The sequence below is a fragment of the Alteromonas sp. ABD4_190 genome, assembly GCF_056160105.1.
This window is the reverse complement of sequence record NZ_JBSWWN010000001.1, coordinates 1500803-1518834: the sequence shown is the minus strand read 5'-3', so window position 1 is coordinate 1518834 and position 18032 is coordinate 1500803. Positions and strand designations below refer to the sequence as shown.

Genomic DNA, 18032 nt, shown 5'->3' with positions numbered 1-18032 from the left:
TTGGGAAACTTAACGTAAACAACAGCACAGCGGTCTTAGCGAGTATGCACGTCATACTGGCCTCGTGGTACACTGGTAGCTAACACCAGTCCGCATATGTCATTACCTACTCAGCCAGAGTAAAAATGTTCGTAATCGCGGTGTGTTACCGCAGGTATAATGTGTTCCATCTAACGACTAAAAAGATAAGAGGGGCTATGTCGCAACATAAAGCAACCTACCAACAGCATATCGAAGAGCTTCAAGCTAGAACTCGCGAAGCACTGCAGCGAGAAGGGCTAGACGGACTAGTTATTCACTCAGGGCAGGGCAAGCGCCTTTTCTTAGACGATAATCATTACCCATTCAAGGTAAACCCGCAGTTCAAAGCGTGGGTGCCTGTTATTGATAACCCTAACTGTTGGCTGGTGGTGAACGGTGTAGACAAGCCTACGCTTATTTTCTATCGTCCCGAAGATTTCTGGCACAAAGTACCGCCAGAGCCAAATGATTTTTGGACTGACAGCTTCGACATTAAGTTGCTTCAACAGGCCGATGCGGTAGAGAAATTCCTGCCTTATGACAAAAGCCGTTTTGCTTATGTAGGCGAATATATTGAAGTGGCCAAAGCGCTGGGCTTTGATAATGTAAACCCAGACCGCGTGTTGCATTATTTGCACTATCAACGTGCTTATAAAACCGACTACGAGCTAGATTGCATGCGCGAAGCTAACAAGCTGGCGGTAGCAGGTCATAAGGCGGCAGAGCAAGCCTTCCGTGAAGGTAAAAGCGAGTTTGATATCAATCTTGCCTATGCAGCCGCATCTCGACAAGGCGATAACGATGTGCCTTACACCAGTATTGTGGCACTTAACGAACACGCTTCAATTCTTCATTATATGCAGTGCGATACTGAAGCGCCAAAAGAATCCCGTTCGTTTTTGATTGATGCGGGTGCTAATTATCATGGCTATGCGGCAGATATTACCCGTACTTATGCTCAAGACGGAGTTCAGAATTCAGCGATGTTTCGCGACCTCATTCAGGCGGTAGACAAGGTAACGCTGACTTTGGTCGACTCGTTGAAGCCTGGCGTAGCTTATACCGACATTCATTTGTTGGCCCACGACGGCATTGCACAAATTCTTCACGATACTGGCATGGTGAATTTAACGCCGCCAGAAATCGTAGAAATGGGTATTACCCGTACTTTTTTCCCACACGGTATTGGTCACTTCTTGGGCCTTCAGGTGCACGACGTAGGTGGTCTTGTCAACGACGATCGCGGTACGCCTAAGCCTGCTCCTGATGAGCACCCGTTCTTGCGCTGCACGCGAATGGTTGAAGCCCGTCAGGTGTTTACTATTGAACCTGGCTTGTACTTTATCGAAAGCTTGCTGCGCGACCTGAAAGCGACGCCTGCGTCTAAGTACATTAACTGGGGTACTATTGATGCATACAAGCCGTTTGGCGGCATTCGTATTGAAGACAATATCATTGTGCATCGCGACAAGAACGAGAATATGACTCGAGATTTAGATTTAAATTAATCGGTTTTTTCGAGTTTAGCTAATCGCAAGCTCAAACTATTTTCATGAATATAAAGGGCAGCATAAGGCTGCTCTTTTTTATTGAGCGCGTAGAAAAAGATTCTGAAATTTATATTTATACCATTCCGCATAGATAATTGCCCACTCAGAAGGCGCTGGAAAGCTTCATAGCGAAGCGTGGGAATGCCAAGAACGGCTGACCCTTTCAAATTCCCAGAATGAAGCTAGGATGCTTGCCAGGCCTTCCCGAAGGGCGAGTTTAAAATGTACGTACTCTTTGTTGTGTCACCTTGATGTAGAACCACTATACCTGCGGTAACACGCCGCGATTACGAACATTTTAAATCTCGCTGAGTGGGTAATAATCTGTACGGACTGGTATTATTTGTAAACCAATGCTGCTGTGTGTAGTAATCAATAAATAGACGTGCACAGACAAAAGCGAGAAAGGAGTCTTTATGTCACAAGGCGATATTGTAGGTTTACTGGTAATGGCAACGGTAGCAGGCTTAGCCATGCCCGCGGGCGCTATTTTAGCGACTTACCAGGGTATCCAACCTAAGTGGCTGGAAAAAGAGTTACGCCACGGCATTTTAGCACTTGGGGCAGGGGCCCTAATATCAGCAGTAGGCTTAGTACTTGTGCCCGAAGGGATAAAAGATGTATCGGTATTTGCTGCCATATCGTGTTTTATTGGTGGCGCCTTAGCTTTTATGGCCCTTGATATTTATTTAGCGAAAAAGAAAACCGCAGGCAGCCAGTTAGCCGCTATGCTGAGTGACTTTGTGCCAGAGTCTATCGCCCTAGGTACCACGGCAGCTTTAGGCGGTGGCACCATGCTACTAGGCCTATTGATTGCGGTACAAAACCTACCAGAAGGGTTTAACGCCTACAGAGAAATGTTGCCCAAAAACAAACAGCGTAGCAATAAACTCATTGTTATCTTTGTTCTGATGGCGTTACTCGGGCCGTTATTCAGTTTGCTAGGCTTTTACTATTTAGCCCAGTTCCCAGTGATTATGAGCGGGATTATGCTGTTTGCTGCAGGTGGTATTCTTTATTCAGTGTTCCAAGATATAGCACCGCAAATTCGTATGGAAAACCATTGGTTGCCACCCCTTGGTGGTATTCTTGGCTTCTTAGTAGGCCTGATCGGCTTTATGCTTGAAGGGTAGCTTATAAAAATGCGCTTAGCCTAAACGTTTGTTTTCATGATGAATCAGCGCAGAGAAAGTTCTTTATTGAATTGGCTTGTCAGAGCTTTGAAAACATTTTGTGTATCGACAAGTTTGAAGCCTACGTTTTAAGTGCTATCCAGGTTTTACCCACAAAAAAGGCGTGTTGTTTACAACACGCCTTTTCATAACATCAGTCGGTAACTAGCTCGTACGCTCAATTGAAATATGTGCCAGCGCAATAAGCGCTTCTTTATATTCAGAGTCTTCTATAGCGTTAAGGCTATCAATGGCCATTTGCACTTCTTTTTGTGCACATTCACGTGTGTAGTCCAAAGCGCCGGTTTCTTCCATAATGCCTTGAATACGCGTGAGGTGTGGTAGGCCGTTACTTTGCTCAATGGCTTCTTGAATAAGCGCTTTATCGTCATCATTCTTTGCGTGCCACATAGCGTACAGTAATGGCAGCGTAGGCTTACCTTCAGCTAAGTCGTCGCCAGCATTCTTGCCCATTTCTTCGCTGTCAGCCATGTAATCTAGTATATCGTCAGCTAGCTGAAAGGCTGTGCCTAAGTGCTTGCCGTATTCTTGCATGGCGTGTTCAATGTGTTCATTTTGGTCGGTCAGCACAGCCGCTAATTGTGTAGCAGCTTCAAACAAGCGCGCTGTTTTGCCGTAGATCACGTCAAAATAGCGGGCTTCTGTCGTGCTGGCATCGTTACAATTCATCAACTGTAACACTTCGCCTTCTGCAATTTGGTTTGTGGCTTCCGACAGTATTTCCATAACGCGCATGCGTTTTAGGCTTACCATCATTTGGAAAGAGCGAGTATAAAGAAAGTCGCCTACCAATACCGATGCCTGATTACCAAAGATAGCATTTGCAGTCTCACGCCCTCTGCGCATGGTCGACTCGTCAACCACGTCGTCGTGTAGCAGGGTAGCGGTATGAATAAACTCTACAATTGCAGCAAGCGTGTGGTGATCATTATTATTAATACCCATTGCCCGCGCACTTAACACGGTAAGAAGTGGGCGTAAGCGTTTGCCGCCACTGTTTACTATGTAAAAACCAAGCTGATTAATAAGGGCAACATCAGAGTCGACTTGTTGTTGAATCAGCTGGTTTACCGCTTGCATATCATCATTAGACAGGGCGCGGATTGAATCTATATCCATAGGCATGGCAATAAATACTTACTCTTATCGTCTTGGGCAATTATTGGTGGCGATTGTACCTTAATCATCAGTACTATCCACCAAATTGTCTTAAAAAATGACAGCTTAACGTATTTACGTGTAATTCCTTAAATACGGTTAAACCGAAAGTGAAATTAGTCGAAATGTAATCCACCATCGAAATTCCGTTTTCTGCAGTGTATTTGTTCAAGCGTTTTGTTTCCAAATCGGGCGAATCCATTCAATTACCTCTGATTATAGATGCTCTTGTCAATTTTTCATGTCAAAGCGCTATTTTTTGATGTTTAAGCAAGAAAGTTGAGCGGTACTGCTAGGTTGATTTTGGTGCATAAGAAAAAGATGAAAATGGGCGACGGAGATCGAGATTTCACATTAACAATAAATCGCCCAAATGTTGAAGCGATCCATACTTGAGATTTGATCATCGCTTGTACAAACAACCCCAGCACTATACTCAGAGGGAATGTAATTACAACTAAGTCAGAATTTAAAAGTTTGATCGTAGTAGTACGTTGTCGATCTGTTAGCGATCTGGCTAACGGATCTCATACGATTGAGATCGCGTTTTTCATCAAACTTAACCTGTATTACGGCTACTTTTATCTTCCCACACTGATAGTTTTTTGCTGATTTAACGAAAAAAATTGTGATTTTTTAACGGTTTTTGGGCATTTGAAGCTGCATCAAATACGCAATTGGGGCATAATTCGCCCCATGTTGGAAAAATAATCTATTTTTCTGCGAATCGGGGTTGTGATTTACGGATGTTTCACGTACAATTCGCGCCCTGTTTTTTGAATTGAAGCGTCAGTGGACGCAGAGCGGAGTTAACTATGTACGCGGTTTTCCAAAGTGGCGGTAAACAACACCGTGTGGCCGAAGGCCAAACCGTTCGTCTTGAAAAAATCGAAGTAGCCCCAGGCGAAACGGTTGAATTTGACAAAGTTTTAATGGTAAGCAACGGTGACGACGTAAAAATCGGCACACCAATCGTTGCTGGTGGTAAGGTGACTGCTGAGGTTGTTACACACGGTCGTGGCGATAAAGTAAAAATCGTTAAGTTCCGTCGTCGTAAGCACTCTCGTAAGCAAGCGGGTCACCGTCAGTGGTTCACAGAAGTGAAAATCACTGGTATCAACGCATAATAGGAGCACGAACACATGGCACACAAAAAAGCTGGTGGTAGTACCAAAAACGGTCGTGATTCAGAAAGTAAACGCCTAGGTGTTAAGCGCTTTGGTGGTGAATCTGTTCTTGCTGGTAACATCATTGTTCGTCAACGTGGTACTCGTTTCCACGCTGGTGACAACATGGGTATCGGTAAAGACCACACGTTGTTTGCACTAAAAGACGGTAAAGTTCAGTTCGACGTTAAAGGACCGAAGAACCGTAAATTTGTAAGCATCGTAGCTGAGTAAGCGCGAAAGCTTCTCGCCGAACAGGCTTAGAAAAACCCCGCGCTTGCGGGGTTTTTTGTTTTGTGAAACCTTTCTTTCTTTTTCTGTTCTTATTTTACAGCGTTTAAATTCTAGAACGAATTAACGCTAGGCAAGGTTTTACTTCTCGTTTTTTAAAATGCTGAGTAGACTCAAAAGCGCCGACGCGCAATTTGGTGTAAACTTAGTATTCGCATTAAAAAAGTTAATAACCCACGGCATTACAGCCCGGAGTGATAAATGAAATTTGTAGATGAAGCTGAAATTCGCGTTGAAGCCGGTGACGGCGGCAACGGTACCATTGGCTTTAGAAGGGAAAAATACGTACCTAAAGGTGGCCCAGACGGTGGCGACGGTGGTGACGGCGGCAGCGTATTCTTACAAGCCGATGAAAACCTAAATACATTGATCGATTATCGCTTCGAGCGCTTTCACCGTGCTGAGCGCGGCCAAAATGGGCAAGGCGGCAACTGTATCGGTAAGAAAGGCAAAGACCTCACCGTAATGGTGCCAGTGGGTACACGTGCTACTGATAGCGATACGGGCGAAGTTTTGGGTGACTTAACTCGTCATGGCCAAAAGCTTAAAGTGGCACAAGGTGGTTTTCACGGTTTAGGCAATGCTCGTTTTAAAAGCAGCACAAACCGTGCCCCACGCCAAAAGACCAATGGTACACCAGGTGAAATTCGCAACCTTAAGCTAGAGCTTATGCTTCTAGCCGATGTGGGTTTACTTGGAATGCCTAACGCAGGTAAATCAACCTTTATACGCTCTGTATCGGCAGCTAAGCCTAAAGTGGCTGATTATCCGTTTACAACGCTAGTGCCTAACTTGGGTGTAGTTCGTCAAGACTCACAGCGCAGCTTTGTTGTTGCTGATATCCCCGGTTTGATTGAAGGTGCTGCGGATGGTGCTGGATTAGGCATACGCTTCTTAAAGCACTTAGAGCGTTGTCGTATCTTGCTTCACGTTGTAGATATTTTCCCTGTTGATGAAACCGATCCTGCCGAACATGCAAAAGCGATCATTGAAGAGCTTGAAAAATACAGCCCTAAATTGGCAGAAAAGCCCCGTTGGTTGGTATTTAATAAAGTCGATTTGCTACTTGAAGAAGAAGCGGAAGAGCGCTGTCAGCATGTTATTGACGCATTAGAGTGGGAAGGCCCAGTTTATCAAATATCTGCGTTCCAAAAGATGAACCTAGATCCTTTGTGTAACGACATTATGGACTTCATCGAAACCCTTCCTGCGGAAATAGAAGAGGAAGAAGAGAAGAAAGAAGTGGAATTTAAGTGGGACACTTACCACAAGAATACACTTGAAGCCCATGATGAATTCGAAGACGGCTTAGGTGACGATCTCGATGATGACGACTGGGACGAAGACGATTACGACGTGGAAGTTGAGTATCGTCGTTGAGAAACAATCGCTGAGAAACAGTCGTTTGATAGCAATCGCTTAAGGCAGCTGTTAGAAATCAGATTTAAGCAACAACCGATAAGAAAAGACCGAAGGCAATTAGCATCGTGTTTGTATCGGTACTAGTTTGACGCAAATAAACCGTTGTCAAAAATAGAAAGCTCGCATATTTGTTATAGCAAAGTGCGAGCTTTTTTCATGCAGCGCAAATCATTTTTATACGGTAAAGCGCATTGGTATGGTGTTGTTGGCAACACTATTCGACGCTTTTATTACCGCATGAGCTCTGTCTACTATGGCGTTTCTATGATGAGGAAGTGTTAAGTGGAAATAGATCTCTTCAAGTAAGCTGGTTAAGTTCATAATTTTGGCAGTCATCGCGCTATTTTCGCCGCCGTCAACTTCAAGCAAAATAACGGCGATATCAAATGCGCATCCAAGATAAGGGATTGCTTCACTTAGCTGATCACTCTGCATCAGCATAGTGCCTTGCATTTCATCCCGTGCCATTGCGTGAAGCGCTTGCTCTGGATTGCTATAAACCCAGTCAGCATGTTTAGGGCATAAGTAATTTATTAGCATTGTAGCCACCTCCTAACTCTACATTAGAGTATCTTTTTTGTTATTGCAAATGATAATGGTTTTTATTTGAGGTGTTGTGACATGGACGCTTTTTCCTTTCGAAGTTGATATACTTCATTGTATAAAAGAGAACTCAGCGTGAAGGTTTAACAATGAAAATAGCGATGATTGCTGCTATGGCAAAAAACAGAATTATTGGTGCAGACAATGATATGCCGTGGCATTTACCCGCTGACTTGAAGCATTTTAAAGCTATCACTTTGGGCAAGGCTGTCATAATGGGTCGCAAAACCTACGAATCAATCGGTAGGGCGCTTCCGGGTAGGCCGAATATTGTGATCACGAGTAATGAAGATTACAGCTTATCTGACGCTACTGTGGTTGACTCGCCAGAATCGGCATTCGAGGTCGCAAAGGTATTAAGTAATAAAAGTGGCGAGAATGACGAGGTAATGATTATTGGTGGCGGCACTATCTATCAATCTTTTTTAGATAAAGCGGATACCCTGTACCTTACGCATATTGAACTTTCAGTAGAGGGAGATACCCAGTTCCCGGATTATGAAGCAGCAGCAAGCTGGACGGAAGTATCGCGGGAAGCGCACAGCGCCGATGAAAAGAATGCGCATGATTATACTTTTGTAACGCTCGAGAGAAACTAATATCGTCAGAACGAGAAGAAGCTTGTTAGGTTACTTTGAATTTAAAATAAAAATGCCAGTGTTGAAGCGCTTGTTTAAGAGCGTAACAACACTGGCATTCAAGTTTTACTCTACAATGTGAGTAGTAGCTACTTCATTTGGTCGAACAAGTTCTCTAATGAGAGGCCTTGATGACCCAGCATATCGCGAAGGCGGCGAAGTGCTTCCACTTGAATTTGACGTACACGCTCACGTGTTAAGCCAATTTCTGCACCCACATCTTCAAGGGTTGAAGGCTCATATCCCATAAGACCAAAACGGCGAGCGAGTACCTCGCGCTGCTTAGGGTTAAGCTCTTCAAGCCAAGTTACAATATTACTTTTGATGTCAGAATCTTGTAAGCTCTCTTCAGGGCTAAACTCTTTCTCATCAGCGATAATATCTAGCAGTGCTTTGTCATTTTCTCCGCCAATAGGTGTATCGACAGAGGTAATACGTTCATTCAACCGAAGCATCTTTGTTACATCTTCCACTGGCTTATCAAGGGCCGCCGCAATTTCTTCTGCAGTTGGCTCATGGTCAAGCTTTTGTGAAAGTTCACGAGAAGCACGTAAATAAACGTTTAGTTCTTTGACTACGTGAATTGGCAAACGAATAGTACGCGTTTGATTCATAATCGCGCGTTCGATAGTTTGGCGAATCCACCAGGTTGCATACGTTGAAAAGCGGAATCCGCGTTCAGGATCAAACTTTTCTACGGCACGGATTAGACCCAAGTTACCTTCTTCAATTAAGTCGAGAAGTGCTAATCCACGGTTGTTATAACGGCGAGCAATCTTTACAACAAGGCGAAGGTTGCTAACAATCATACGTTTGCGAGAGGCTTCGCAGCCTTTCAGTGAGCGGCGCGCAAAATAAACTTCTTCTTCTGCGGTTAGCAGTGGTGAAAAACCAATCTCGCCTAGATAAAGCTGTGTGGCATCTAGGTTTTTAGGTTGGTCATCCTGACTGAAAATGGCATCGTCATTTTCTAGTTCAGCGTCGTTTGTTAAGGTTTCGTCAGCTTTCATATCAGCTGGCATATCGATGACATCTAAGTCATCTTGCGGTTTTGATTCCAAGGCTTTATTTGACTTACCCATCATGAATCTCCTGCTACAAGGTTTACCTTATGACGTTTCTCCTTTGTCTTTTTTTATTGTTATTTATTTTTATTATTTTAATACTGGCAGGTATTTCATCGGGTCTAATGATTTCCCTCTATACCTAACTTCAAAGTGAAGTTTTACCGAATTTGTTCCGCTATCACCCATGGTTGCAATTTGCTGCCCCGCTGACACCCATTCTCGTTCTTTAACTAAAATAGTGTCGTTGTAGGCGTAAGCACTTAAGAAAGTATCGGTGTGTTTAATAATAACTAACTTACCGTAACCTCTTAAGGCACTCCCTGAGTAAACAACTTTTCCATCTGCTGCTGCGACGACTTTACTGCCTTTGGCACCAGCAATATCAATTCCTTTATTGCCTGACTCTGACTTACTGAAGGTACCAACTAACTTACCTTCTGCAGGCCAAACCCACTTTTGTACTTTGCTTGGGAAGCTCGTTGGCGTTTGTTTTTTGACGCTTTGTGACGGCTTCTTGACAGTCGTAACTTTTTGTGGCTTAACAACTTTTTCACTTTTACGATACGCTGGTGGCGATGGGCGGTCAACCAAACTTTTGTCTACATTAGAGGTGGTCGGAGTTGTTGACCGTTTGGTCTTTACCTTAGGTTTTACGGGGGCTACAGCTACATTTGAGGGTGGTGTAACCTTTAAAATTTGACCAGGGAAAATGGTGTAAGGGGCTGATAATTGGTTGTATTTTGCTAAATCGCGATAGTCGTTTCCGGTGTACCAAGCTACTGCGTAAAGTGTATCGCCTCGTTGTACTTTATAGGTGTTTTTTGTGTATTCCTCGGTTCCATCTGAAACTTGGCTATTTAATAAAACAACAGGAGCTGGCGCAGTTCTTCCTGCACAACCCCCGATAAGTACACAAAAATATAACAAAAAACCTATATGAAAAAGAGGCTTATGCATATCACCGCAATAGTAAATAAGCGAGAACGGCAAGAATAACGACTGCCCATCCAAGCACTTCTACATACTGTCTTAGCTTTTGCTCCATTGCGGCTCCTCCCCAGCGCATAAGAGCTGCAACTAAGAAAAATCGCGCGCCGCGCCCAATGGCGGATGCAAGCACAAAGGGAAGAAAAGCCATCTGTAAAAAACCGGCACTAACGGTGAAGATCTTATAAGGAATGGGTGAGAAACCCGCTAAGAAGACTACCCATACACCATAATCTTTAAACCACTGCATTGCAGTTTCAATTTTATGGGTATACCCCCAGCTTTCTATAAGCGGAGCTAGCCAAGCATCAAACGCGAAGTAACCAAGCCAGTAGCCAGCAATACCACCCAAAATAGAGGCAATGGTAGTAATTAGAGCAAACTGCCACGCCTTATTAGGCTGCGACAAGGCCATTGGTGCTAGCATCACGTCAGGGGGAATGGGGAAGAAAACTGACTCTGAGAAGCTTAACCCGCCCAAATATTTGGTTGCGTGACGATGTCTCGCCCAGCGTAACACCATGTCATAACACGGCTCAAAAAGCTTCACATTAGCTCTCCTGCTACAAGGGGAACAAATCGAACCGATTCAATGGTCGATGTTTTTAGTTCACCTTCAATCCTATCTATACACAGCAACGCTTGTTGCTCGTTACCCACCGGAATAATCAACCGTCCGCCTTCTTTAAGTTGATCGCACAAATCCTTTGGAAGACTTGCAGCTGCGGCGGTGACAATAATGGCGTCATATGGGCCTTTTGATGCCCAGCCTTTCCAACCATCGCCGTGTTTCATTGCAATATTGTGAAGGTCGAGCTGATTCATTCGGCGCTTGGCTTGGAATTGCAATGATTTTATACGCTCTACGCTGAAGACTTTGGCGAATAGCTGCGCAAGAATAGCAGTCTGATAACCCGATCCCGTACCGATTTCTAGTACTTTCTCGGGTTTATTAGGGCTACCTAGCAATAGCTCTGTCATTTTCGCAACTATGTAAGGCTGCGAAATTGTTTGGCCCTGACCTATCGGTAGTGCCGTATTTTGATAGGCCTTATGTTTCAGCGCGTCGGGTAAAAAGCTTTCCCGCGGCGTACCAGCAATGGCGTTCAATACTGCTTGTGAACGTATTCCCTCGTTATAAAGCAGTTGTGCTAACGCGTCTCCTTTTCTAGAAGCTCTCATGATGTTGCGTACTTCCTTTATTTTTATTCACAGCTACGCGAGGTTAAATCTGTTGCGCGCCACACTTTTCTATCAATACTGTTAAACCCGGTTAATGGGGGATAAGGTCTCTACGCACTCTCTAAGGACTGAGGTTGCAAAGCAGCCACTTGGAAGCGCAAACGAGATTGTAAATGTATCACCCTTACTCTGCCATTCAAGCTGTGAAGGCCAAATTTTTATCGCTCGGCGCTCTTGTTCGAAGCCGCATTGACTTAAAAAGTCGATAACTTCGATATTTTGTGTTGCTACTGACTGCTCCAATGCTAGCGCGTCAGCTTGCGTAACAAGTGCTCCCTTACCCCAAAGTGGCGCTGAAGGGCACACGTCTTTTGCAGCAAAGCGACGTTGTGCATCTTGTTGCTGTTCTGAGCCTTGAGCACCTTCATTAATGAAAAAGCTATTAGACCCCGAAAGCACCAGTGCATCGCCTTGGTTTACTTTATCAAATGTGCCTTTTTCAAGGCGCGTAGAAAGCATTTCATTGAACAGCCAGCTGCGCAGTGCTGAAAGTGCCATAGAGCGTTTGTTACGATGCCTAATGGTTTCACCATTTACCATGCGTTCGGCCATTACCAGATTTCCGCCACGCTGTACTTCACCCATATCATTTAAGCGCATTACACCAAAGCGTTGCTCGCCGTAGTAATTAGGTACCCCATGCTCTGCAATTTCTTGCAAACGCTCTTCAATAGCTTCTGGGTGCAATACCTGACGCAAGGTAATAGTAAAGTGATTGCCTTTAAGCTGACCGGTACGCAGCTTTTTGTTGTGGCGCATTTGTTTGAGTACTTTAACGCCTTCCAGCTCGAAATTGCTAAAATCGAAATCTGGTTTGCCTGGGGCGTGTATGCCAAACCACTGTTGTGTTACTGCGTATTTATCTTTACGACCAGCATAAGTAATTTGGCGTAGTGGCAAGTTAACGAAGCGCGCAAGTTGTTCCGCTACAAATGCGGTATTTGTGTTGGTTTTTTCAATAAACACAAACTGGTGCTCACCTTCACCGCAGGGCGTGTAGCCTAAATCTTCAACAACTTGAAAGTCGTCGGCTTGGAATTTAAATATGCCAGTAGATACAGGCTTTGTGAAATAGTACTGCCAGTGATCAGTGTTTAAGGGCTTCATAGTTTTTCCAATAGCACGACAGCGTGAGAGGCAATGCCTTCTTTGCGGCCGGTGTAACCGAGTTTTTCTGTCGTCGTAGCTTTTACATTAATGTCGTCAAGCACGACGTTACAGTCTTGCGCGATGATCTCGCGCATAGCTTTAATATGTGGGGCCATTTTCGGCGCCTGCGCCACTATCGTCATATCGGCATTGCTTAACGTGTAGCCTTTTTCTTTCACTACATTCACAACGTGGCGCAACAGTACGCGACTGTCGGCACCTTCGTAGGCATCGTCTGTATCGGGGAAATGCTTGCCGATATCACCAAGTGCTGCCGCACCTAGCATTGCATCGCAAAGCGCATGAAGCAATACGTCGCCATCAGAATGTGCCACTAGGCCTTGTTCGTAGTCGATGCGCACGCCACCTATTGTGATGGGACCTTCGCCGCCAAATTTGTGTACATCGAAACCGTGTCCTATTCGCATTATAAGTTTGCCTTTTGATCTTGTGCGCAATGGCTTTTTAGGTTGTCGCCTTGCGCGCTAAATTTTTGCTTAAGATAGAATTCTGCCAAAGGAAGGTCGGCTGGGTGAGTTATTTTTATATTTGCTGGGCTTCCATTAACCATAGCTACCTTGTAGCCAGCAAGTTCCATAGCCGACGCCTCGTCAGTAATCGCTGCGCCTTTTGCTAAACCGTCCTGAAGGGCCTGCTTTAAAAGTGTTGCGGGAAAGAGCTGTGGCGTTAGTGCGTGCCATAGGCCGTCTCTGTCCTCGGTGTGAGAAATGATACTGGTATCGGTATTGGTATCAAGCGCAACTCGCTTCATGGTATCTCTAACAGGCGTTGCCAGAATACCGCCGGCAACCGACTTATTGTCTATTAAGGCGATAAGCGCCGAAATATCACTCTTTTCAATACAGGGGCGAGCTGCATCGTGCACCAAAGCCCAGTCATGCTCTCCTAAAGACATGATACCGTTGAGTACGCTGTCTGCCCGTTCTTTGCCACCGTCTACCACGTGAATTGGTTTATCCCGCAGTCCATAGGTATCGAAGTATGCATCGCCTGGGCTGATGGCCACCACAACCTCGTCAACTAATGGATGGGTTAACAAGGCGTCTATGGTATGTTCAAGAATGGTTTTACCGTTTAAGGTAAGGTACTGTTTGGGACGGTCGGCTTTCATTCGGCTGCCAACTCCGGCTGCGGGGATAACCGCAACAACGCGGGGCGATGTCATTTTATTCACTTAGCATCTGCGGGCAAAATACGGTAAAAGGTTTCTCCCTTTTTAATCAAACCGAGTTCATTTCGCGCTCTTTCTTCAATAGCTTCTAAACCAATTTTTAAATCGCTGATATCAGCTTTAAGTAACGCATTGCGTTGAGCAAGGTTCGCGTTTTGAAGGACTTGCGTATGAACTTCTTGTTTTCGGTTGAAGTAATCGGGAATGCTATTTTTTCCAAACCATAGCCTGTATTGCAATAGACCAAGAAGTACTATTAATACGATGGGAAGCCATTTACCTTGTAACACAGATTCACCTGACAGTATGGTTAAGCGGAAAAAAGCAGAGACACTGTGCCTCTGCTGTGTTGTATTATGCCGCGAAGAAGCGCCGAGTCAAAGGTGCATTATTCGCCCTGACCAAATTTACCCTTCAATTTGTCAAACAGTTTGCTTTTTTGCTGTTCAACAACGTTGTTAAGCTGAGCTTGAAGTAGTTCCTGAAGGGCTGCACTGTCGCCTTGGGCTGCGCTAAGCATACTGTTTACGTCAACAAGCTCGCCAGATAGAAGTGACTGCTCGCTACTTATCATGCTATTGAGCTTAGTATTTAGCTCGTCTAGTTTATCTTTCTGACTAGCAGTAAGCTGCGACAGCGCCGCCTTAGCTAACTTATTATCAAGGTCAGACTTAATGTTAAAGCCAGGGTCTGAAAGGGTGCCATCAAGCAACATCGTCATGTTCAAGCTGGTTAGTGTTTGCAATGCCTGAGCGATAGCACTGGTAATATCGCTAGTACCCGTTGCTTCCATGACAAGTTGCTGTAGATCGACTTCGCCGGTACCGGTAAGCATATTGTCAGTCACCTTCATCGACCCGTTAGTCTTCATTAGCGCAGATTTGAGCACGGCATTAAGCGTTTCATTGCCACTAAACGAAATGTCAGACATATTTACGCCGGCTAGCTCCCATACTTGGCTAGCATCAACACCTTCACCATCAATCCAAAACTCACCGCTAGAGGTAAACGACTTTAATAAATCGCCAGCCGCTTCAATAGTAAAGGTGGTTGGGTTACCAAATACTTCGTGAACGTTAGTGATATTGTTCCACTTGCTCGTGATAGATTCGTTTTGCCATAGTACAGAGACATTAGCCTCTTTTACTAAAATTGAGGGCACTTCAGCAGGTGCTTCGCTTTTTTCTTCACCCTGAATAAGCGGCATAACAATTTGCATTGCGGCCATTAAATACTCAGTGTATTCCGCCGCTTTGTCACCAAACACAAAATATGTCACTTGAGAAAGGGCGGCTTGATCGCCTGCAATCACCCCTTTTAGTAAAGCGTAATCTTCTTGTGGTGCTTTTTTTAGTGCTTCAACACTTTCACTTAAAGCTTGTTTTGCATCGCTAGCCTTTTCAGTGAAGTTGCTGATAAGCGCGCGGTCTGCCTGCATCTCTTCTTTCAGTTTATCGAATGCTGACTTGGCTTGAACCAACGCTTGAGGGTCTTTGTAATCCGTTTCTTTTAGCTGAGCGACCTGTGTTTTGTAGTAGTCAATACGCGCTTTGTCAGGCAAAGATTCATAGTCGTCTTTCAAACCTTTGCCATAGGTTTCGTAAGCAGCCTTGGCATTTTCGATGGCTGCGGTCGTTTTTAGCGGGTTGCGTGCAAGTAGTTCATCAACCGTAGGCACGGCCTCTTTCGCTTTCGTTTTGATTTCATCAAACGACAGTGAACGCTCAGGAACGCGATATACTTCACCTTCTGACTCACGCTTGGTATCAAACTGTACTTCTAAAAGGTCTAGGTTATTAACAATAACCTGCTCATCAAGCAGTGGCTTTAATTCGACGTCCGCATTAGCTTCACCCACAAAAACTTGGTTGTGAGATGGCTTGGTTGGGTTGGTTAGCGCGATGCCTTTCAGCGTAACGGTAGTGGGGAAAAGAGAATGGTCGAACTCGTCGATGTTCACTTCTGCGCCGTATGACTCACCTAATTTTGACTCAAGAATAGATTTTATAATGGTGTTGGCGAACAAAAAGTACACCAAGAATAACAACACAAAAAAACCGGCAACCCATAGTAAAATAGGCTTCCCCTTAGAACCACTACTCATATTCAACTCCTTGATTTGATACGCGTCTAACGTTACAAGCGCTTAAGCCATTGCCTAAATGCTTTGGTAAAGCCGATCACATAAAAGAAATCGGCACTCGGCCACTTTATGTGCTTCTGAGTGTAATGCACTCAGGCCTTTTGTTCCACAGGCAGAGCTTGTCACTGATAGCTTAAGAGCGCCTAAATGCGACAAAGTTTAGTTTTTGTTATCGAAAATTGTGGCATCTAGAGCAAGGAAGGGCGAAGCTAAGGTGTAAGCGGCCTGAACGCGCGCGAATTGCTTCACGGGTTCTCTAAGCCGCGTTCGAAATGTTTACAGCTTAAAACGGTTTGCTATATCCATAATTGCTAAGCAACTGCTTTTAAGTGCTTGGCTTGCAGCAGCCAGTTCATCTGCTGTTTTTAAGCTACTGTCAGCAGCCCCTGACAACGCATTTATTCGCATATTCGCTTCTGTTGCGGCTTCCGCCTGTTGCTCGGTAGCCCGCGCAATTTCGCTACTCATATCCGCAATTTCAGTCATTAAGCGGTCAGCTTCTTGCAGGTTTTGGTTTGCTTGTATGGCATTTTCTACCGTTTTGTTTGACGCAGACTGACTAATTTGTACTGCGTCTACCGCACTTTTCGCGTTACTCTGCAGTTTTTCAATCATGGCTTGAATTTCATCGGTACTTTGTCCAGTTCGACTTGCCAAGGTGCGAACTTCATCTGCTACTACTGCGAAGCCTCTTCCTTGTTCACCGGCTCGAGCAGCTTCAATAGCGGCATTAAGGGCGAGTAAGTTAGTTTGTTCCGCGATGCCTCGAATTACGTCAAGCACAGCGCCGATACTGTCTGTTTGCGCAGCAAGTTCAGTCACTACGTTGCTCACGCTTTCTATATCAGTGGTCAGCGAGCGGATATCTTGCACTGTACTGTCTACTACAGCTGCACCGTTTTGAACGTTCCTTCGAGCACTACTCGTACTCTTCTCGGCAGAATCCGCATTGCTGCTGACATCGTTAATCTGCGTTGTCATTTCTTCCATTGCTGCGGCAACTTGGAGCATATTCTCGTTTTGTGTTTGCGCTTGTACATTACTATTTTGGCTGGATGACTCTACGAGTTCAGCTTGCTGGGTAAGAGAGCTAATATTTTCGCGAATACCCAGTAAAGACTGACGCATTTTATCGGTATACTCGTTAAAGTAGCGGGCTAACCGAGTAACTTCGTCGTGTCCAGTTTCAGGAAGAGAGCGAGTCAGATCGCCTTCTCCCTGAGAAATATCTTTCATCCGTTCAGACACTTCTTGGACAGGTTTTACAATGCTTCCACCTATTACATAGACCAGCAGTACAACCAACACAATGCTCACTAGGCAAAATACCAAGATAAGGTTGCGAAGGTGCGCGAACTCTTCTTCAAGGTTTGTAAGGTAGATACCTGAACCTACAGTCCAGCCCCACGGTTTAAATTCTTTTACATAAGAAATTTTGTCAGTAGGGGTTTCTTCGCCGGGAAGAGGCCACACGTAATCAACAAATCCGTCCCCTTGCGCTTTGACTTTCTGCGCCATTTCTATAAAGAAGGCTTTGCCGTTTCCGTCTTTAAATGTTCTTAGGTCTTTACCGTCGAGCGCCGGCTTAATGGGATGCATAACCATAGAAGGGGTTTGATCTTGGATCCAAAAGTAATTGCTGCCGTCATATCGCAGCGCTTTTACCGCTGCTAGCGCTTGTTGTTTAGCCGTAGCCTCGTCTACGTCGCTACGCGCTTCGAAGCTGGCTAACATAGTGTGAACTACTTCAACTAAATGTTGGTTTTCGTCATAGGACTTTTGCTTTAAAGCTTCATAGTGCCTGTTTAAAACAACAGCAGTTAGCAATACAAACAGCAGAGTAATTAGGGCAACAATAATGCCCAGTCGTTGAATTAAGCTAAATTTTCGTAACCACATTGGCAATACCTAATTATTATTTTGTTTTTTTATAGTGTAGTCGGTTTTTAGTTAGCCGCTTTTTATTACGATTAAAAATACATCAGTTTCAACAAGCTTTTACTACGAGCTTTGGCGTAGTGAGTCAACGGACTGATTAACTAAAGCTGGAGGAGCTTTGAAAGGGTGGTATATGTCATCTAACGCACTGAATACGTAGCTTGACAGAGAAAACGAAAAACTTTGATTGTGGGGGCTTGGCAGGGCCTTTTTGTGTGCTACTATCCGCGCAAATTTGGTTCCATCGTGATCTTCATCCAAAAGTATAAAGT

General features: G+C 44.6%; 18 protein-coding genes. 6 read left to right on the top strand and 12 right to left on the bottom strand.

Features of this window, described 5'->3' with window-relative positions; translation table 11 throughout:
• Positions 1 to 197 precede the first annotated feature (197 nt).
• The gene (pepQ, locus tag ACXAFM_RS06610; RefSeq protein WP_474827999.1) at positions 198 to 1529 is read left to right on the top strand and encodes a Xaa-Pro dipeptidase; all 1332 of its coding nucleotides are present in this window, start codon (positions 198 to 200) and stop codon (positions 1527 to 1529) included.
• Between the two features lie 458 nt (positions 1530 to 1987).
• Positions 1988 to 2704: a ZIP family metal transporter gene (locus ACXAFM_RS06605; protein ID WP_474827997.1), complete on the top strand. Its 717-nt coding sequence runs from the start codon at positions 1988 to 1990 to the stop codon at positions 2702 to 2704.
• A gap of 204 nt (positions 2705 to 2908) precedes the next feature.
• Here the strand turns inward: ACXAFM_RS06605 and ispB are convergent, their stop codons facing one another.
• On the bottom strand, positions 2909 to 3883 hold the full coding sequence (ispB, locus tag ACXAFM_RS06600; RefSeq protein ID WP_039222260.1) for an octaprenyl diphosphate synthase: 975 nt from the start codon (positions 3881 to 3883) through the stop codon (positions 2909 to 2911).
• An 854-nt stretch (positions 3884 to 4737) separates the two neighbouring features.
• Here ispB and rplU point away from each other — a divergent pair.
• The 3 genes from rplU to cgtA all read left to right on the top strand — a co-directional run bounded on the left by rplU (position 4738) and on the right by cgtA (position 6759).
• Positions 4738 to 5049 (top strand): 50S ribosomal protein L21, encoded by a 312-nt coding sequence (gene rplU / locus ACXAFM_RS06595; RefSeq protein ID WP_012517169.1) that lies wholly within the window; start codon positions 4738 to 4740, stop codon positions 5047 to 5049.
• 15 nt (positions 5050 to 5064) lie between these two features.
• Positions 5065 to 5322, top strand: a complete 258-nt coding sequence (rpmA, locus tag ACXAFM_RS06590) for a 50S ribosomal protein L27 (RefSeq protein WP_012517170.1) — start codon at positions 5065 to 5067, stop codon at positions 5320 to 5322.
• A gap of 258 nt (positions 5323 to 5580) precedes the next feature.
• The gene (gene cgtA, locus ACXAFM_RS06585) at positions 5581 to 6759 is read left to right on the top strand and encodes an Obg family GTPase CgtA (protein ID WP_474827994.1); all 1179 of its coding nucleotides are present in this window, start codon (positions 5581 to 5583) and stop codon (positions 6757 to 6759) included.
• Positions 6760 to 6975: 216 nt separating this feature from the next.
• Here cgtA and ACXAFM_RS06580 read toward each other — a convergent pair whose 3' ends face one another.
• On the bottom strand, positions 6976 to 7341 hold the full coding sequence (locus tag ACXAFM_RS06580; protein WP_474827992.1) for a hypothetical protein: 366 nt from the start codon (positions 7339 to 7341) through the stop codon (positions 6976 to 6978).
• A 164-nt stretch (positions 7342 to 7505) separates the two neighbouring features.
• Here ACXAFM_RS06580 and folA point away from each other — a divergent pair, with 164 nt between their 5' ends.
• Entirely contained in the window at positions 7506 to 8003 is a 498-nt protein-coding gene (gene folA / locus ACXAFM_RS06575) for a type 3 dihydrofolate reductase (RefSeq protein WP_474830532.1), read from the top strand.
• 128 nt (positions 8004 to 8131) lie between these two features.
• Here folA and rpoS read toward each other — a convergent pair whose 3' ends face one another.
• From rpoS to ACXAFM_RS06525, 10 genes are all read right to left on the bottom strand, one after another.
• Entirely contained in the window at positions 8132 to 9124 is a 993-nt protein-coding gene (gene rpoS / locus ACXAFM_RS06570; protein ID WP_118490355.1) for an RNA polymerase sigma factor RpoS, read from the bottom strand.
• A 72-nt stretch (positions 9125 to 9196) separates the two neighbouring features.
• Complete coding sequence (locus ACXAFM_RS06565; RefSeq protein WP_474827990.1) at positions 9197 to 10066, bottom strand: peptidoglycan DD-metalloendopeptidase family protein; 870 nt, start codon at positions 10064 to 10066, stop codon at positions 9197 to 9199.
• A 1-nt stretch (position 10067) separates the two neighbouring features.
• Positions 10068 to 10646: a YqaA family protein gene (locus ACXAFM_RS06560; protein WP_474827988.1), complete on the bottom strand. Its 579-nt coding sequence runs from the start codon at positions 10644 to 10646 to the stop codon at positions 10068 to 10070.
• Positions 10643 to 11278: a protein-L-isoaspartate(D-aspartate) O-methyltransferase gene (locus tag ACXAFM_RS06555; RefSeq protein ID WP_474827986.1), complete on the bottom strand. Its 636-nt coding sequence runs from the start codon at positions 11276 to 11278 to the stop codon at positions 10643 to 10645. The genes ACXAFM_RS06560 and ACXAFM_RS06555 overlap by 4 nt, the downstream gene beginning before the upstream one ends.
• A gap of 81 nt (positions 11279 to 11359) precedes the next feature.
• Positions 11360 to 12445, bottom strand: a complete 1086-nt coding sequence (gene truD / locus ACXAFM_RS06550; RefSeq protein ID WP_474827984.1) for a tRNA pseudouridine(13) synthase TruD — start codon at positions 12443 to 12445, stop codon at positions 11360 to 11362.
• Positions 12442 to 12915, bottom strand: coding sequence for a 2-C-methyl-D-erythritol 2,4-cyclodiphosphate synthase (ispF, locus tag ACXAFM_RS06545; protein WP_474827982.1), 474 nt, complete (start codon positions 12913 to 12915; stop codon positions 12442 to 12444). The genes truD and ispF overlap by 4 nt, the downstream gene beginning before the upstream one ends.
• Positions 12915 to 13673, bottom strand: a complete 759-nt coding sequence (ispD, locus tag ACXAFM_RS06540; protein ID WP_474827980.1) for a 2-C-methyl-D-erythritol 4-phosphate cytidylyltransferase — start codon at positions 13671 to 13673, stop codon at positions 12915 to 12917. Before ispD ends, ispF begins: the two co-directional genes overlap by 1 nt.
• 5 nt (positions 13674 to 13678) lie before the next feature.
• Positions 13679 to 13969 (bottom strand): cell division protein FtsB, encoded by a 291-nt coding sequence (gene ftsB, locus ACXAFM_RS06535; protein WP_025256637.1) that lies wholly within the window; start codon positions 13967 to 13969, stop codon positions 13679 to 13681.
• Between the two features lie 98 nt (positions 13970 to 14067).
• Positions 14068 to 15783, bottom strand: coding sequence for a TIGR03545 family protein (locus ACXAFM_RS06530; RefSeq protein WP_474833869.1), 1716 nt, complete (start codon positions 15781 to 15783; stop codon positions 14068 to 14070).
• A gap of 315 nt (positions 15784 to 16098) precedes the next feature.
• Positions 16099 to 17721: a methyl-accepting chemotaxis protein gene (locus ACXAFM_RS06525; protein ID WP_474827975.1), complete on the bottom strand. Its 1623-nt coding sequence runs from the start codon at positions 17719 to 17721 to the stop codon at positions 16099 to 16101.
• Between the last annotated feature and the right edge of the window lie 311 nt (positions 17722 to 18032).

Coding starts and splice junctions, on each gene's coding strand:
- pepQ (WP_474827999.1), top strand. CDS start 198: ATGTCGCAACATAAAGCAACCTACCAACAGCATATCGAAGAGCTTCAA.
- ACXAFM_RS06605 (WP_474827997.1), top strand. CDS start 1,988: ATGTCACAAGGCGATATTGTAGGTTTACTGGTAATGGCAACGGTAGCA.
- ispB (WP_039222260.1), bottom strand. CDS start 3,883: ATGGATATAGATTCAATCCGCGCCCTGTCTAATGATGATATGCAAGCG.
- rplU (WP_012517169.1), top strand. CDS start 4,738: ATGTACGCGGTTTTCCAAAGTGGCGGTAAACAACACCGTGTGGCCGAA.
- rpmA (WP_012517170.1), top strand. CDS start 5,065: ATGGCACACAAAAAAGCTGGTGGTAGTACCAAAAACGGTCGTGATTCA.
- cgtA (WP_474827994.1), top strand. CDS start 5,581: ATGAAATTTGTAGATGAAGCTGAAATTCGCGTTGAAGCCGGTGACGGC.
- ACXAFM_RS06580 (WP_474827992.1), bottom strand. CDS start 7,341: ATGCTAATAAATTACTTATGCCCTAAACATGCTGACTGGGTTTATAGC.
- folA (WP_474830532.1), top strand. CDS start 7,506: ATGATTGCTGCTATGGCAAAAAACAGAATTATTGGTGCAGACAATGAT.
- rpoS (WP_118490355.1), bottom strand. CDS start 9,124: ATGGGTAAGTCAAATAAAGCCTTGGAATCAAAACCGCAAGATGACTTA.
- ACXAFM_RS06565 (WP_474827990.1), bottom strand. CDS start 10,066: ATGCATAAGCCTCTTTTTCATATAGGTTTTTTGTTATATTTTTGTGTA.
- ACXAFM_RS06555 (WP_474827986.1), bottom strand. CDS start 11,278: ATGAGAGCTTCTAGAAAAGGAGACGCGTTAGCACAACTGCTTTATAAC.
- truD (WP_474827984.1), bottom strand. CDS start 12,445: ATGAAGCCCTTAAACACTGATCACTGGCAGTACTATTTCACAAAGCCT.
- ispF (WP_474827982.1), bottom strand. CDS start 12,915: ATGCGAATAGGACACGGTTTCGATGTACACAAATTTGGCGGCGAAGGT.
- ispD (WP_474827980.1), bottom strand. CDS start 13,673: ATGACATCGCCCCGCGTTGTTGCGGTTATCCCCGCAGCCGGAGTTGGC.
- ACXAFM_RS06530 (WP_474833869.1), bottom strand. CDS start 15,783: ATGAGTAGTGGTTCTAAGGGGAAGCCTATTTTACTATGGGTTGCCGGT.
- ACXAFM_RS06525 (WP_474827975.1), bottom strand. CDS start 17,721: ATGTGGTTACGAAAATTTAGCTTAATTCAACGACTGGGCATTATTGTT.